The following is a 14,035-nucleotide window of genomic DNA, read 5'->3' as shown; positions in this document are numbered from 1 at the left end:
AGGACGAAGCTTCATTGTCGATCTCTCCTAATTGTGGTTTTCATCGGCCGGTGTAGTCCCGGCGGGTTTAACAAAGTCCGGCGGTGCCGGGTGCGGCTCGTCAAGCGAACCGCGGAAGTCTGTCTGGTGTGATCACCAGAAACCTTGCGGTGACCGTTACATAAGGGCGCATAAGCTTATTACAAGGGTGGGAATCGAAAAATTTTCATATCGATGTCCCGTATACGAACACGGCACCCGAAGGTGCCGTGTCGAATGGGTTTTTACAATGGGCAGTTATTTGGTATCGCGGTGTTCGAATTCGCCTTCGATCACATCAGGCTCACGGCCCAAAGGTTCACGGGGCACCGGGCCGCCACGCGCCTGGAGGTCATCGGCGAATGCACGCTGACGCATCGCCTGTTCCTCGGCGCGCTGGCGCATTTTATTGGCCAGCAGACGACGGCTGATCGGCAGCAACATGATCAGACCGATCACATCGCTGATGAAGCCCGGCAGGATCAACAGGCCGCCGGCCAACGCCAGCATCAGGCCTTCGAGCATGGTCTGGGCCGGCAGTTCACCGCGGTTCAGGCTTTCACGGGCACGCAGCGCCGTGGCCAGGCCAGCGATACGCAGCACGAACACACCGAACATCGAGCCAAGAATGATCAGCAGCAGGGCCGGGAAAAACCCGATCGCCCCTGCCACCTTGACGAATACGAACAGCTCCAACACCGGGAACAGCAGAAAGAGCAACAAAAAAGGGCGCATCAAATGGTTCCTCAACGCAAGAATGCCTTGCCAGTTCAACTTAGATGACGTCGCCGTTTCGTGAATTCAAGCGTCGGCCGCTTCATTTTTCGGCCAATGTTCGGCGTGAGCCAGAGAAACCAAGGCTTCCCGGACTTGTGTCGGCGTATTACAAGGCGCTTGAAATGCCAGCCAGTACAGGCTTTGTCCGATGCGCAGGTGCATGCCTTCGGTATCGATGCCGACCATCTGCGCCGGTGAAGTTTTCGGCAGCCCCGCCAGATCCACATAGTGAGCAATGGCTTTGGCATGATCGGCGTTCATATGCTCGACCATGCTCACTTCAGACTTGCCGGCAAACGGGTTGGCCAACGTCAGGTCGTTGACCCAATGAATCGCACCAAAACCGCCGATGTAGCGGTGGCGCACTGGGATGAGAACCCAGAAATCGAAATCATGGGCCGTGTGATAGCTCTGCGATTCCGGGAAATAGCGGTAATAACGTTCGGCGGCTGCGTCGATGGCGGCCTGATCCTCGAGCTGGTGCGCCTCAGCCAGATAGGTCAGGCGACCAACGGCTTGCACATCTTCAGCCCCGCGCTCGCCCACGAACAGAGAGCATTTCGGATCCTTCTGCAGATTGTGGGTGTGCTGGGCAATGCGGCTGATCAGGATCAGCGGCCGGCCATGCTCGTCCAGACAATAAGGAACCACGGAGCCGAACGGGAAACCGGGCATCGATTTGGAGTGCGTCGAGAGCACTCCACGGTATTCCTTGAGAAGCATTTCTCGTGCATGCTTAGCCGCTTCAACGCTCAATTTATGACTCCTTATATAGAATCCGTCAAAAAAACGGACAGGCAGCTGGTGAAAGTCCCAGCGTGCCATCGGGGGCAAATCTCATGTGCAGCCAGGCCACGTCAGGCGCAGATCGAGAGGTGCTCTAAAAGGAAACCACTCAAGACCTGCCGGGGTATGCGAATGCAACTCACTGACAAAGTAATCATTATCACTGGCGGTTGCCAGGGTTTAGGCCGTTCCATGGCCGAGTATTTCGCTGGTAAGGGCGCGAAACTGGCGCTGGTGGATCTCAACCAGGAAAAACTCGACGCCGCCGTCGCTGCCTGCAAGGCCAAGGGTGTCGAAGCCCGCGCTTATCTGTGCAACGTCGCCAACGAAGAACAAGTGACCCACGTGGTTGCTCAGGTCGCCGAAGACTTCGGTGCGATCCATGGCCTGATCAACAACGCCGGGATCCTGCGTGACGGCCTGCTGTTGAAGGTCAAGGACGGCGAAATGACCAAGATGAGCCTCGCCCAGTGGCAAGCGGTCATCGACGTCAACCTGACTGGCGTGTTCCTGTGCACCCGTGAAGTCGCGGCGAAAATGGTCGAGCTGGAAAACCGCGGCGCGATCATCAATATCTCGTCGATTTCCCGCGCAGGCAATGTCGGCCAGACCAACTACTCCGCCGCCAAGGCCGGTGTCGCCGCCGCGACCGTGACCTGGGCCAAGGAACTGGCGCGCTACGGCATTCGCGTTGCCGGTATTGCACCGGGCTTTATCGAAACCGAAATGACGTTGGGCATGAAGCCTGAAGCGCTGGAGAAGATGACCTCGGGCATTCCGCTCAAGCGCATGGGCAAGCCGGAAGAGATTGCGCATTCGGCGGCGTACATTTTCGAAAACGACTATTACACCGGTCGGATTCTGGAGATGGATGGCGGGTTGCGGATCTAAAACCCCCATAAATCAATGTGGGAGCTAGCCTGCTAGCGATTGCGGTGATTCAGCCAACATATTTGTTGAATGTGAATCCGCTATCGCTAGCAGGCTAGCTCCCACAGTTGATGGTGTTTCAGGTCATCAATCGTCGCTGATGCTGATATTCGGCATAGCGGGCGTCAACGCCTCCTGCAATACGATCCGCGCGCCCACATGGCGGGCCAGTTCCTGGTAAACCATGGCGATCTGGCTGTCCGGCTCGGCGATCACCGTCGGCTTGCCGCCATCGGCCTGCTCGCGAATCACCATCGACAGCGGCAACGACGCCAACAGCTCGACGCCGTACTGATTGGCCAGTTTCACGCCCCCGCCTTCACCGAACAGATGCTCGGCATGCCCGCAGTTCGAGCAGATGTGCACCGCCATGTTTTCCACCACGCCCAGCACCGGAATGTTGACCTTGCGGAACATCTCCACGCCTTTGCGCGCATCCAGCAATGCCAGGTCTTGCGGCGTGGTCACGATGACCGCACCCGCCACCGGGACTTTCTGTGCCAGGGTCAACTGGATGTCACCCGTGCCTGGCGGCATGTCGATGACCAGGTAATCCAGGTCGCCCCAGGCGGTTTGTGTCACCAACTGCAAGAGGGCGCCAGACACCATCGGCCCACGCCAGACCATCGGCGTGTTGTCGTCGGTCAGGAAGGCCATGGACATCACTTCGACGCCGTGGGACTTGAGCGGTACGAACCACTTCTGATCCTTGACCTCGGGACGGGTGCGCTCTGGAATGCCAAACATGATGCCCTGGCTCGGACCGTAGATGTCCGCGTCGAGGATCCCGACCTTGGCGCCTTCACGGGCCAGCGCCAATGCCAGGTTCGCGGCGGTGGTGGACTTGCCCACGCCACCTTTGCCGGAAGCCACGGCCACCACGTTCTTGACGTTGGCCAGACCAGGAATCTGAGCCTGGGCCTTGTGCGCGGCAATTACACTGGTGATCTCGACGCGGGCCGACGTTACGCCGTCCAAGCCTTCGATAGCCATTTGCAGCATCTGCGCCCAGCCGCTCTTGAACAGACCGGCGGCGTAACCCAGTTCGAGCTGAACGCTGACGCGATCACCTTGAATGTCGATGTTGCGCACGCACCCGGCGCTGACCGGGTCCTGGTTCAGGTAAGGGTCTGTGTATTGGCGAAGGACGGCTTCCACCGCTGCGCGATTGACGGCGCTCATGGGCAACTCCGAAAACAGGACTTGGAAAGATGGCGGGTATCGTACCTGTTCTGATCGTTCGGCGGGATGGCGAAAAGATCGCAGCCTTCGGCAGTTCCTACATTGTCCGCGCAACTCAGTGTCTCTGTAGGAACTGCCGAAGGCTGCGATCTTTCAAGGCATCAACCATTGAATCGCCCCAAGGGTGAAAAATATGCGCTGGCGCTTTATAGTGGCCGACCTCCGTTTCATCAAGTAGCCGAGCCCCATGTCCGAGCCACGCAAGATCCTCGTCACCAGCGCCCTGCCCTATGCCAATGGTTCGATCCACCTTGGCCATATGCTGGAATATATCCAGACCGATATGTGGGTGCGCTTCCAGAAGCATCGCGGCAACCAATGCATTTACGTCTGCGCTGACGACGCCCACGGTTCGGCGATCATGCTGCGCGCGGAAAAAGAAGGCATCACCCCGGAACAACTGATCGCCAACGTCCAGGCTGAACACAGCGCCGACTTTGCCGACTTCCTGGTGGACTTCGACAACTTTCACTCCACTCACGCCGAAGAAAACCGTGAGCTGTCGAGCCATATCTACCTGAAGCTGCGCGACGCCGGGCACATTGCCACGCGTTCGATCACGCAATATTTCGACCCGGAAAAGAAAATGTTCCTGGCCGACCGCTTCATCAAGGGCACCTGCCCGAAATGCGGCACCGAAGACCAGTACGGCGACAACTGCGAAAAATGCGGCGCGACCTACGCCCCGACCGACCTGAAAGATCCGAAGTCGGCAATCTCCGGCGCCACGCCAGTGCTCAAGGATTCCCAGCACTTCTTCTTCAAGTTGCCGGATTTCCAGGAAATGCTGCAAACCTGGACCCGCAGCGGCACCTTGCAAGACGCTGTGGCCAACAAGATCGCCGAATGGCTGGACGCCGGCCTGCAACAGTGGGACATCTCCCGCGATGCGCCGTATTTCGGTTTCGAGATTCCCGACGAGCCAGGCAAATACTTCTACGTCTGGCTGGACGCGCCGATCGGCTACATGGCCAGCTTCAAGAACCTGTGCAACCGCACGCCGGAGCTGGACTTCGATGCGTTCTGGGGCAAGGACTCCACCGCCGAGCTGTACCACTTCATCGGCAAGGACATCGTCAACTTCCACGCCCTGTTCTGGCCGGCCATGCTCGAAGGCGCAGGCTACCGCAAGCCAACCGGGATCAACGTGCACGGCTACCTGACCGTCAACGGCCAGAAAATGTCCAAGTCCCGTGGCACCTTCATCAAGGCCCGGACCTACCTGGATCACCTGTCGCCGGAATACCTGCGCTACTACTACGCGGCCAAACTGAGCCGTGGCGTCGACGACCTGGACCTGAACCTCGAAGACTTCGTACAGAAGGTCAACTCCGACCTGGTGGGCAAAGTCGTCAACATCGCCAGCCGCTGCGCCGGTTTCATCCATAAAGGCAATGCCGGCGTGATGGTCGACACCAACGCCGCGCCTGAATTGACCGAAGCGTTCCTGGCCGCCGCGCCAGGCATCGCGGACGCCTATGAAGCCCGCGACTTCGCCCGCGCCATGCGCGAGATCATGGGCCTGGCCGACCGTGCCAACGCCTGGATCGCCGACAAGGCCCCGTGGTCGCTGAACAAGCAGGAAGGCAAGCAGGATGAAGTCCAGGCCATCTGCGCCACCGGCGTCAACCTGTTCCGCCAACTGGTGATCTTCCTCAAACCGGTGTTGCCGTTGCTGGCCGCCGACGCGGAAGCATTCCTGAACGTCGCGCCGCTGACCTGGAACGATCATGCAACCTTGCTCAGCAACCACCAGTTGAACGAGTTCAAGGCGCTGATGACCCGGATCGACCCGGTCAAGGTGCAAGCCATGACTGACGCCTCGAAAGAAGACCTGACCGCCAGCCAGACCGATACCGGCCAAACCCAGCCTGCCGGGAACGGCGAGCTGGCCAAGGATCCGTTGTCACCGGAAATCGAGTTCGACACCTTTGCCGCCGTCGACCTGCGCGTCGCCCTGATCGTCAAGGCCGAACACGTGGAAGGTGCGGACAAGCTGTTGCGCCTGACCCTGGACATCGGTGACGAGCAACGCAACGTCTTCTCCGGGATCAAGAGCGCTTACCCGGACCCGTCCAAGCTCGACGGTCGACTGACGATGATGATCGCCAACCTCAAGCCCCGCAAAATGAAATTCGGCATCTCCGAAGGCATGGTGATGGCGGCGGGTCCTGGCGGTGAAGAAATCTACCTGCTCAGCCCTGACAGTGGCGCCAAGCCAGGTCAGCGCATCAAGTAAGTTTTTGCGCTAAACCGATCCCACAGCCGTGCCTGACGCGTCTGTGGGATTTTCATGTCTGGCCCATACTATCTTTCAGGTCTGGCTTCATCTTGTATGAGCTATCCAGCATCGGATATGGACGATCATGACCGAAGCATTGCTTACGCTAATCAGCGCCGCCTTGATCAACAACTTCGTGTTGCACTGGCCGCTGGGCGTCGATCCGTTGCTGGCCAGAGAAAGGCAGCAAGTCCATGCGCTGGGCATTGCGACAACGTGCCTGATGCTGATCGTGGGCGTTTTTGGCTATGCGCTCTACCACTGGCTACTGGTGCCGCTGAATCTGACGGCCCTGCGCTTGTTCGTATTTCTGCCGCTGAGCGTCCTGTTGATCGCCCCACTGCTCAAACTGCTTTCGCGGTTGTTGCCCCGCCTGTCTTTCGAAGGCCTGTGGCCGCTGCTGCTGGGCAATGCCGGTGTGTTGGGAGTGGCGCTGTTCAACGCACAAGACGACAACGGTTTATTTCACGCCACAGCCTTGAGCCTTGGAGCGGGGTTGGGTTTCTGGCTGGTGCTGAGTCTGTTCAGTGACCTGCGCCAACGCACACTCGATAACGATGTTCCTGCGCCCTTTCGCGGCTTGCCGATCGACCTGATCGGCGCCGGCCTGATTGCAGTGGCCTTTCTCGGATTCAGCGGACTGATCAAAACATGAGTCTGATTCAAAGCATCGACGCCCTCCTGCCGCAAACCCAGTGCGGCAAGTGTGGACACCCTGGATGCAAGCCATACGCCGAAGGCATCGCCAATGGCGAGCCGATCAACAAGTGCCCGCCCGGCGGCAGCGAAACCATCGAAGCGTTGGCAGAGCTGTTGAAGGTCCCAGTGCTGGAACTGGACATCAGCCGTGGCTCGGCACCTGCGCAGGTTGCCTATATTCGCGAAGCCGAATGCATTGGCTGTACCAAGTGCATCCAGGCTTGCCCGGTCGATGCCATTGTCGGTGCTGCCAAACTGATGCACACCGTGATCATCGATGAATGCACCGGTTGTGATCTCTGCGTAGCGCCCTGCCCGGTGGATTGCATTGAAATGCATCCCTTGCCAATGGCGACGGTAGTGCCGATCGTTGGCGGTCTGGCTTTCAGTCTTGAGGAACAACGAGCCCGCGCCGCCAAACGCAATCACGCACGGCGCCGGTTCGAACAACGCAATAGCCGCTTGCAACACGAAGAAGAACAGAAAGCAGCCGAACGTCAGGCGAGATTGCAGCGGGCGGCGCAGCCTGCTGAGCAGACACTTGATCCGGTACAGGCCGCTCTCGAACGCGTCCGCGCCCAGAAAGCTGCCAATGCCGATGCAGCACTGAAAAAAGCCAAGATTGATGTGGCCATGAGCCGGGCGCAATTGCACAAATCCCTGAAGGCCTTCGGGCATCCGCCGACCTTCGAACAGCAGTCCCAATTGATTGTGCTGCAACAGCAATTCGAAGCCGCCGAGCACGCCTTGGCGAATCTGGAAAGCGTCGCACCGCCAGCCACGCCTCCTGCCCCCACGCGAGCTCCAGCATCGGACGCCGAGCTCAAACGGGCAAAGATCCAGCTGGCGATGCGTCGCGCCGAACTGAAAAAAGCTCAGTCCAGCGAAGCTCCCTTTGAGCAGATCCAAGCCCTGGAGCGGGCAATCAGCGATGCCGAACGCCAGGTGCAAGCCCATGCCACCCCTTGAGTCGGTTGACGATCGCCTGCAGCAAGCCATGAAACTGGTATTGCTGGCCACTCTGCCGGGAACCCTGATGATGTTCTGGGTGTTTGGCTGGGGCGTGTTAATCAACCTGATTCTGGCCGCTATTGCAGCACTGGCGGCCGAAGCAGTCGTGTTGTGGTTACGCAGGCGCCCGCTCAAGCCGACCTTGAGTGACGGCAGCGCCCTGGTCAGCGCCACACTCCTGGCCCTTGCCCTGCCACCCTATTGCCCGTGGTGGCTGACGATCAGTGCCGCCGCGTTCGCGATGGTATTCGGCAAGCATTTGTATGGCGGCGTGGGCTCGAATCCGTTCAACCCGGCAATGCTGGGTTTTGCTCTGGTGCTGGTGACATTTCCCCAACAAATGACCCATTGGCCGTCCTCCCACGGCATGGACCTACTGAGTGGTCTGCAGCAGGTTTTTGGCTTCGGACAGGAACCGGACGCATGGGTTCGGGCCACGGCGCTGGACAGTCTGCGAATCAACAAAAGCCTCACGATGGACGAATTGTTCTCGTCGAACCCGGCGTTTGGCCACTTCGGTGGCCGGGGCATGGAATGGGTGAACCTGGCCTTTCTCGCAGGTGGCGTGTTACTTCTGCAACGGCGAGTGATCAGTTGGCAAGCGCCTGTAGGCATGCTGGCGAGCCTGTTCGTCATCAGTCTGTTGTGCTGGAACGGTTCGGGCTCCGACTCCCACGGCTCGCCGCTGTTTCATCTGCTGACCGGTGCAACCATGCTGGGAGCATTCTTCATTGTGACGGAACCCGTTTCCGGCGCAAAAAAACCCATTGCACGACTGCTTTTCGGCGCCGGCGTCGGACTGCTGACGTATTTGATTCGCACATGGGGCGGTTATCCGGACGGCGTGGCGTTCGCCGTGCTGTTGATGAACCTCTGCGTACCCGCGCTGGAAAGGTTTGCAGTCGCCAGACAGGAGCAAATCGCGCCATGAGCCGAGCGTCCAGCGTTGTGATTCTGGCCTTGCTGGCTGTTTTGGGCATAGGCATGACCTATCTCGCGCAGTACAGCAGCGCGCCGCACATCGCCGCCGAGCAACGGCTGCTCGACAGCCGCAACCTGCTGGATCTGCTACCGCCCAACAACTACGATAATCAGCCCCTGGAAAAGCCGCTCACCCTCGAAAACATGACGTTGAGCAATAGCACACTGCTGGCTGGCTACCGCGCGACCAAGGCCGGTCAACCTTACGCCGTGTTGCTGCGCAGCCAAACCCTGGGTTACGCAGGCGCCATCGAGCTTTTGATCGCCATCGACGCTAACGCAAGGCTGATCGGCGTCAAAACCCTCAAGCAATCGGAAACCCCGGGGCTCGGTGCGCGGATCGCCGACTGGCCCAACAATTGGCTTCAATCCTTTACCGGAAAATCTCGAACCGACCCTGACGAAAAAGGCTGGGCCTTGAAAAAGGATCAAGGCCAATTCGACCAGGTTGCAGGTGCGACCATCACCTCGAGAGCGGTAGTCAACGCTACCCACGACGCGTTGCGTTACTTTGATGAACACCGGCAACAACTGCTGGGGAGCCCCTCCCATGAGTAAGACGTCGCTGTTGCGCAATTCATTGGTGCTGGCGCCACTCGTCGGTGCTACCGGCTCACTGGTGACTGCTTTTGGGCTATGGCTGATGTTCATCGTAGTCACGGGGGCTTTTGGCCACAGCATGAACGCACTGCGGCCACGATTGCTTGCGGCGACGCACTTACCGGCAAGCGTCTTGATCGCTGCCACATTGACCGGTTGCGTGGAGCTCGGCGCACAAGTCTGGTCCCTGCAATGGCACCAACATGTCGGGATTTATGCAGGTTTGATTGCATTGCAATGCGTCGTGCTGGAACACAGCGGATTTTTCCGCAAACACAAGCGGGATCGTCTGCAACTGTACGGCCTGTTCGGCGCGCTAATGGTGGCCCTGGGCTTACTGCGTGAGCTGCTTGGCAATGGGACGCTCGGCGCCCATTTGCCGTGGCTGACAGGCTCGACACAACAGGATTGGCCGGGATGGGCTCTCACCGCCGACGGTGGGTTGCGCTTGGCCACGCTGGCACCTGGCGGGTTCATCCTGCTGGGCCTGCTGATTGCGGCCTGGCAAGCCTACCGTCGCACGCCACCTTCACACTGACCGTCCTCGAGGAAACGTACTGCCCATGAATGCCGCAAAACGTCTGGAAATATTCCGTCGGCTGCATGAAGACAACCCGGAACCAAAGACTGAACTGGCCTATTCCTCACCGTTCGAACTGCTGATCGCGGTGATTCTTTCGGCGCAATCGACCGACGTTGGCGTAAACAAAGCCACGGCAAAACTGTTCCCGGTCGCCAATACTCCGGCAGCGATCCATGCCTTGGGTGTTGAGGGGTTGTCTGAGTACATCAAGACCATCGGCTTGTTCAACAGCAAAGCCAAGAATGTGATCGAGACCTGTCGCTTGCTGGTGGAGCGCCATGCAGGTGAAGTGCCTCAGACTCGAGAGGAGCTGGAAGCCCTGCCCGGTGTAGGCCGCAAGACTGCGAACGTGGTGCTCAATACCGCGTTCCGGCAGTTAACCATGGCAGTGGACACCCACATCTTCCGCGTCAGCAACCGCACCGGCATTGCGCCCGGCAAGAATGTTGTCGAGGTCGAGCACAAGCTGATGAAATTCGTGCCCAAGCAATTCTTGCTCGACTCCCATCATTGGCTGATCCTTCATGGACGTTATGTATGCCTCGCCCGCAAGCCTCGTTGCGGCAGTTGCCGGATCGAAGACTTGTGCGAATACAAGCACAAGACTTCCGACGATTGAGGTTTTATTCGAGTTTTTGATTTATCGATTGAAAAAATCTTTTTTACCCGCCAGTAGATTGTCGATATAAGGTGCCCCAAGGGCCTTCTTAGCCTGGGGTAACTAAATGAGCACTGGCAAAGAGCAACTGGATGTAGAAGATGACTTCACCCCCGTTGAGGCTGACGAAGCCGAACCGGTGGTAGAAGTAGCGAAAACCAACCTGAGCAAACGCCGTACCATCGACAATCTGCTGGAGGAGCGCCGACTGCAAAAGCAATTGGCCGACTACGACTTTGATTTATGACACCTGAAAGCCTCCCGAAACGGAGGCTTTTTACTAAGTGCTGAACCGTGATAAGTGCCCGCTTACCGCGTGTCGTCAACAATGGAGTCACACCAGCCCATTGCGCTGAGCCAGCTCGATCAGATCGACCAAAGAGCGCGCATTGAGTTTCAAAAGCAGGCGCGTCTTGTAAGTACTGACGGTTTTATTGCTGAGGAACATCCCGTCGGCAATTTCCTTGTTGGTCTTACCTCTGGCCAGTTGCTGCAAAACCATCATTTCCCGCCCAGACAAACGATCAACCATATCGGCTTCGCTAGCGTTCCCCAGACTGGCACGGACAGTGTGCAAGGCTTGATTGGGAAAATAACTGTAGCCGGACAACACTGCCTTGATAGCACTAAGCAACTCGGTCAAATCCTGTTGCTTGCAAACATACCCGGCAGCACCCGACTGCATGCAGCGCATGGAGAAATGCCCTGGGGCCTGTGAAGTCAATATCAGTACTTTCATGGGCAGCGCTGCCGTAGTAAGTCGCGCAATGACTTCCAGCCCGTCCAGTTTCGGTATTCCGATATCCAGAATTACAATATCCGGCATATGCTCGCGGGCAAGTTGCAATGCATCCACGCCATTATCTGTTTCTGCAATGACTTCGTAGCCATGACGCTCCATCAGCATACGTACCGCAAGACGAATGACGGGGTGATCATCCACGATCAGCACTTTATTCATGGGCAAGTCCAATTTTCGCTGTTCGAATTTTTAGAGCCCGCACAATAGCCTAGTCGTTTCATCCATTGCATGCCGCCCGCCCCGGCCACCCACACCAAGAGACATTCCCTACAACCATCGCGGATAGGTCCTACAAAAAATCTTTGAACCCAACATTTCGATAACGGTATCAGCAGTCTGAATGTGTGTTTTTCTGCGGTTTTTTTGTATCAACTTACAACCAAAATCAATGAACCAATCGATGCCCGCTGTTGCGCATTGGGTTGACCGTTACAAATATTTTCAACATTCATGCTCACAACAGAAATGTCACACAAAAATTTCCACTCACTCTTACAGAAAAATTTAAAACTTGAGCAATGATTAAAAACATGACATCCGAACAACAAACAATCAGGTATATTCAAAATTCACTCATTACAGAAACCCATATAAATCCGACACCGCACCACAGAAACAAATATATGAATCGCCACTTCAATCGCCACTTAAAACAACCCTTCAATTACTTAAGAAAAGATAAATCAATATGAGTAAAACCCATGAAAAACCTCAAAAGAAAAATTACCAACCCCATCACCGTTATCGCAATATTTGCGACACTATCTGAAACCTCGGCAGCGGTCACGCTGCCTTTTCTGGACAACAACGAAAGAGAGATTTACGTATGGTTTTTAATTAGCTTTCCTTTTTATTTGCTTCTTCTTTTCTTTGCCACACTCAACTTTAACTATCGATCGCTCTACGCGCCTTCAGATTATGAAAAGGGTGAACACTTTATCGAAGTTCTTGACGATGTAGACGATCGAGAACAAAGCACTCCGACCATGCGCTTAAAAAAAGCTGGCCGGGACGACTCACCACATGATCGCGCAGGCGCCATTGCACCGGCGGCTCAAGCGCCGCCTGACAAGACCGGCACCTCCATGCAACACGCCATCCGGTTGCCAGACTCGTCAAAAGATCTGCACATCATCGATGCCCGTCAAGGGAACAAACCTATAGAACTCAGTACGTCGTTACAAAAAACACAGGGAAAATTGGCCCACGTGGTATTGCTCCTCGCAGATCCGAATTCGGAAAAAACATTGAAAAGTCATGCACTCAAGTATTCAAAACAGGCAAGAAAACGCGACAACGCTACTTTTCTTGTTGTTTACAATGTGAATACGCATGGGGTGACAGTCATCGATCAGGCTTGCCACTGAGGTACAACACTCAAGGGTGCTGTAGCGGGAGGGTATGAACAGGAAACAAAAATCGTGCTTATTAAATGTCAGTACAAACTTCAGACTTATGGCCTCCTCAATGAAGAGGCCACAAATCCCTTACCACCTCAAAGGTCTCAGAACAGCTTACGACCTTTGTTGGCTGCGATGCGCATGCGCAAGGCGTTGAGCTTGATGAAGCCCGCCGCGTCAGCCTGGTTGTAGGCGCCGCCATCTTCTTCGAAGGTGGCAATGTTGGCGTCGAACAGCGAGTCGTCGGACTTGCGGCCAGTGACGATCACGTTGCCCTTGTACAGCTTCAGGCGCACAACGCCGTTCACGTTGACCTGGGACGCGTCGATCATCTGTTGCAGCATCAGACGCTCAGGGCTCCACCAGTAACCGGTGTAGATCAGGCTGGCGTACTTCGGCATCAGCTCGTCCTTGAGGTGAGCCACTTCGCGGTCCAGGGTGATCGATTCGATCGCACGGTGGGCGCGCAGCATGATGGTGCCGCCTGGGGTTTCATAGCAGCCACGGGACTTCATGCCCACGTAACGGTTCTCGACGATGTCCAGACGACCGATACCGTGTTCGCCACCAATACGGTTCAGGGTCGCCAACACGGTAGCCGGGGTCATTTCGACGCCGTCCAAAGCCACGATGTCGCCGTTGCGGTAGGTCAGTTCCAGGTACTGCGGCTTGTCAGGAGCGTTCTCCGGGGAGACGGTCCAGCGCCACATGTCTTCTTCGTGCTCGGTCCAGGTGTCTTCCAGCACGCCGCCTTCATAGGAGATGTGCAGCAGGTTGGCATCCATCGAGTACGGGGATTTTTTCTTGCCGTGACGCTCGATCGGGATCGCATGCTTTTCAGCGTAATCCATCAGCTTCTCACGGGACAGCAGGTCCCATTCACGCCATGGAGCAATCACTTTCACGCCTGGTTTCAAGGCGTAGGCACCCAGCTCGAAACGAACCTGGTCGTTACCCTTGCCGGTAGCGCCGTGGGAGATGGCGTCAGCGCCGGTTTCGTTGGCGATCTCGATCAGACGCTTGGCGATCAGCGGACGAGCAATGGAAGTACCCAGCAGGTACTCGCCCTCATAAACGGTGTTGGCGCGGAACATCGGGAAAACGAAATCGCGCACGAACTCTTCGCGCAAGTCGTCGATATAGATCTCTTTGACGCCCATGGCCTGAGCCTTGGCGCGTGCAGGTTCGACCTCTTCGCCCTGACCCAGGTCAGCGGTGAAGGTCACCACTTCACAGTTATAAGTATCCTGCAGCCACTTGAGGATCA

At 56.8% G+C, this 14,035-nt stretch carries 15 protein-coding genes; 10 read left to right on the top strand and 5 right to left on the bottom strand.

Going from position 1 to position 14,035, the window contains the following annotated elements:
- Positions 1-276: 276 nt before the first annotated feature.
- Together ACRESJ_RS33820 and ACRESJ_RS33815 are read right to left on the bottom strand one after the other, a co-directional pair.
- Positions 277-753: an FxsA family protein gene (locus ACRESJ_RS33820; protein WP_431761763.1), complete on the bottom strand. Its 477-nt coding sequence runs from the start codon at positions 751-753 to the stop codon at positions 277-279.
- A 66-nt stretch (positions 754-819) separates the two neighbouring features.
- On the bottom strand, positions 820-1,551 hold the full coding sequence (locus tag ACRESJ_RS33815; RefSeq protein WP_431761762.1) for a HugZ family protein: 732 nt from the start codon (positions 1,549-1,551) through the stop codon (positions 820-822).
- 162 nt (positions 1,552-1,713) lie between these two features.
- On the opposite strand from ACRESJ_RS33815, the gene ACRESJ_RS33810 reads away from it, so the two are divergent.
- Positions 1,714-2,472, top strand: a complete 759-nt coding sequence (locus ACRESJ_RS33810) for an SDR family oxidoreductase (RefSeq protein WP_431761761.1) — start codon at positions 1,714-1,716, stop codon at positions 2,470-2,472.
- 126 nt (positions 2,473-2,598) lie between these two features.
- Here ACRESJ_RS33810 and apbC read toward each other — a convergent pair whose 3' ends face one another.
- Positions 2,599-3,693 (bottom strand): iron-sulfur cluster carrier protein ApbC, encoded by a 1,095-nt coding sequence (gene apbC, locus ACRESJ_RS33805; RefSeq protein WP_431761760.1) that lies wholly within the window; start codon positions 3,691-3,693, stop codon positions 2,599-2,601.
- A 247-nt stretch (positions 3,694-3,940) separates the two neighbouring features.
- On the opposite strand from apbC, the gene metG reads away from it, so the two are divergent.
- From metG to ACRESJ_RS33765, 8 genes are all read left to right on the top strand, one after another.
- The gene (metG, locus tag ACRESJ_RS33800; RefSeq protein WP_431761759.1) at positions 3,941-5,992 is read left to right on the top strand and encodes a methionine--tRNA ligase; all 2,052 of its coding nucleotides are present in this window, start codon (positions 3,941-3,943) and stop codon (positions 5,990-5,992) included.
- A 127-nt stretch (positions 5,993-6,119) separates the two neighbouring features.
- Positions 6,120-6,689, top strand: a complete 570-nt coding sequence (locus tag ACRESJ_RS33795) for an electron transport complex protein RnfA (RefSeq protein WP_431761758.1) — start codon at positions 6,120-6,122, stop codon at positions 6,687-6,689.
- On the top strand, positions 6,686-7,702 hold the full coding sequence (rsxB, locus tag ACRESJ_RS33790; protein ID WP_431761757.1) for an electron transport complex subunit RsxB: 1,017 nt from the start codon (positions 6,686-6,688) through the stop codon (positions 7,700-7,702). Before ACRESJ_RS33795 ends, rsxB begins: the two co-directional genes overlap by 4 nt.
- A complete protein-coding gene (locus ACRESJ_RS33785) occupies positions 7,689-8,675 on the top strand; it encodes an RnfABCDGE type electron transport complex subunit D (protein WP_431761756.1) in 987 nt (328 codons plus the stop codon). Before rsxB ends, ACRESJ_RS33785 begins: the two co-directional genes overlap by 14 nt.
- Positions 8,672-9,283 carry an RnfABCDGE type electron transport complex subunit G gene (locus tag ACRESJ_RS33780; protein WP_431761755.1) on the top strand — a complete coding sequence of 204 codons (612 nt, stop codon included), beginning with the start codon at positions 8,672-8,674 and terminating at the stop codon, positions 9,281-9,283. Before ACRESJ_RS33785 ends, ACRESJ_RS33780 begins: the two co-directional genes overlap by 4 nt.
- Positions 9,276-9,863, top strand: coding sequence for an Rnf-Nqr domain containing protein (locus ACRESJ_RS33775; RefSeq protein WP_431761754.1), 588 nt, complete (start codon positions 9,276-9,278; stop codon positions 9,861-9,863). The genes ACRESJ_RS33780 and ACRESJ_RS33775 overlap by 8 nt, the downstream gene beginning before the upstream one ends.
- 25 nt (positions 9,864-9,888) lie before the next feature.
- Positions 9,889-10,527, top strand: coding sequence for an endonuclease III (nth, locus tag ACRESJ_RS33770; protein WP_431761753.1), 639 nt, complete (start codon positions 9,889-9,891; stop codon positions 10,525-10,527).
- Positions 10,528-10,633: 106 nt separating this feature from the next.
- Positions 10,634-10,813: a PA3496 family putative envelope integrity protein gene (locus tag ACRESJ_RS33765; RefSeq protein WP_339556444.1), complete on the top strand. Its 180-nt coding sequence runs from the start codon at positions 10,634-10,636 to the stop codon at positions 10,811-10,813.
- Between the two features lie 87 nt (positions 10,814-10,900).
- Here the strand turns inward: ACRESJ_RS33765 and ACRESJ_RS33760 are convergent, their stop codons facing one another.
- Positions 10,901-11,527: a response regulator gene (locus ACRESJ_RS33760; RefSeq protein ID WP_431761752.1), complete on the bottom strand. Its 627-nt coding sequence runs from the start codon at positions 11,525-11,527 to the stop codon at positions 10,901-10,903.
- Between the two features lie 542 nt (positions 11,528-12,069).
- On the opposite strand from ACRESJ_RS33760, the gene ACRESJ_RS33755 reads away from it, so the two are divergent.
- A complete protein-coding gene (locus tag ACRESJ_RS33755) occupies positions 12,070-12,735 on the top strand; it encodes a hypothetical protein (RefSeq protein ID WP_431761751.1) in 666 nt (221 codons plus the stop codon).
- A gap of 137 nt (positions 12,736-12,872) precedes the next feature.
- Here ACRESJ_RS33755 and ACRESJ_RS33750 read toward each other — a convergent pair whose 3' ends face one another.
- Positions 12,873-14,033 (bottom strand): argininosuccinate synthase, encoded by a 1,161-nt coding sequence (locus ACRESJ_RS33750; protein ID WP_431761750.1) that lies wholly within the window; start codon positions 14,031-14,033, stop codon positions 12,873-12,875.
- Between the last annotated feature and the right edge of the window lie 2 nt (positions 14,034-14,035).

It is taken from the genome of Pseudomonas sp. (genome assembly GCF_050739655.1).
Classification (GTDB): Bacteria; Pseudomonadota; Gammaproteobacteria; order Pseudomonadales; family Pseudomonadaceae; genus Aquipseudomonas.
The sequence above is the reverse complement of the archived record's forward strand: the minus strand, read 5'-3'. Positions and strand labels throughout refer to the sequence as shown.

What these genes read in the sequence shown, in the direction of transcription:
- ACRESJ_RS33810 (WP_431761761.1), top strand. Translation starts at nt 1,714, where the DNA reads ATGCAACTCACTGACAAAGTAATCATTATCACTGGCGGTTGCCAGGGT.
- rsxB (WP_431761757.1), top strand. Translation starts at nt 6,686, where the DNA reads ATGAGTCTGATTCAAAGCATCGACGCCCTCCTGCCGCAAACCCAGTGC.
- ACRESJ_RS33795 (WP_431761758.1), top strand. Translation starts at nt 6,120, where the DNA reads ATGACCGAAGCATTGCTTACGCTAATCAGCGCCGCCTTGATCAACAAC.
- apbC (WP_431761760.1), bottom strand. Translation starts at nt 3,693, where the DNA reads ATGAGCGCCGTCAATCGCGCAGCGGTGGAAGCCGTCCTTCGCCAATAC.
- ACRESJ_RS33775 (WP_431761754.1), top strand. Translation starts at nt 9,276, where the DNA reads ATGAGTAAGACGTCGCTGTTGCGCAATTCATTGGTGCTGGCGCCACTC.
- ACRESJ_RS33780 (WP_431761755.1), top strand. Translation starts at nt 8,672, where the DNA reads ATGAGCCGAGCGTCCAGCGTTGTGATTCTGGCCTTGCTGGCTGTTTTG.
- ACRESJ_RS33755 (WP_431761751.1), top strand. Translation starts at nt 12,070, where the DNA reads ATGAAAAACCTCAAAAGAAAAATTACCAACCCCATCACCGTTATCGCA.
- ACRESJ_RS33765 (WP_339556444.1), top strand. Translation starts at nt 10,634, where the DNA reads ATGAGCACTGGCAAAGAGCAACTGGATGTAGAAGATGACTTCACCCCC.
- ACRESJ_RS33820 (WP_431761763.1), bottom strand. Translation starts at nt 753, where the DNA reads ATGCGCCCTTTTTTGTTGCTCTTTCTGCTGTTCCCGGTGTTGGAGCTG.
- nth (WP_431761753.1), top strand. Translation starts at nt 9,889, where the DNA reads ATGAATGCCGCAAAACGTCTGGAAATATTCCGTCGGCTGCATGAAGAC.
- metG (WP_431761759.1), top strand. Translation starts at nt 3,941, where the DNA reads ATGTCCGAGCCACGCAAGATCCTCGTCACCAGCGCCCTGCCCTATGCC.
- ACRESJ_RS33785 (WP_431761756.1), top strand. Translation starts at nt 7,689, where the DNA reads ATGCCACCCCTTGAGTCGGTTGACGATCGCCTGCAGCAAGCCATGAAA.
- ACRESJ_RS33760 (WP_431761752.1), bottom strand. Translation starts at nt 11,527, where the DNA reads ATGAATAAAGTGCTGATCGTGGATGATCACCCCGTCATTCGTCTTGCG.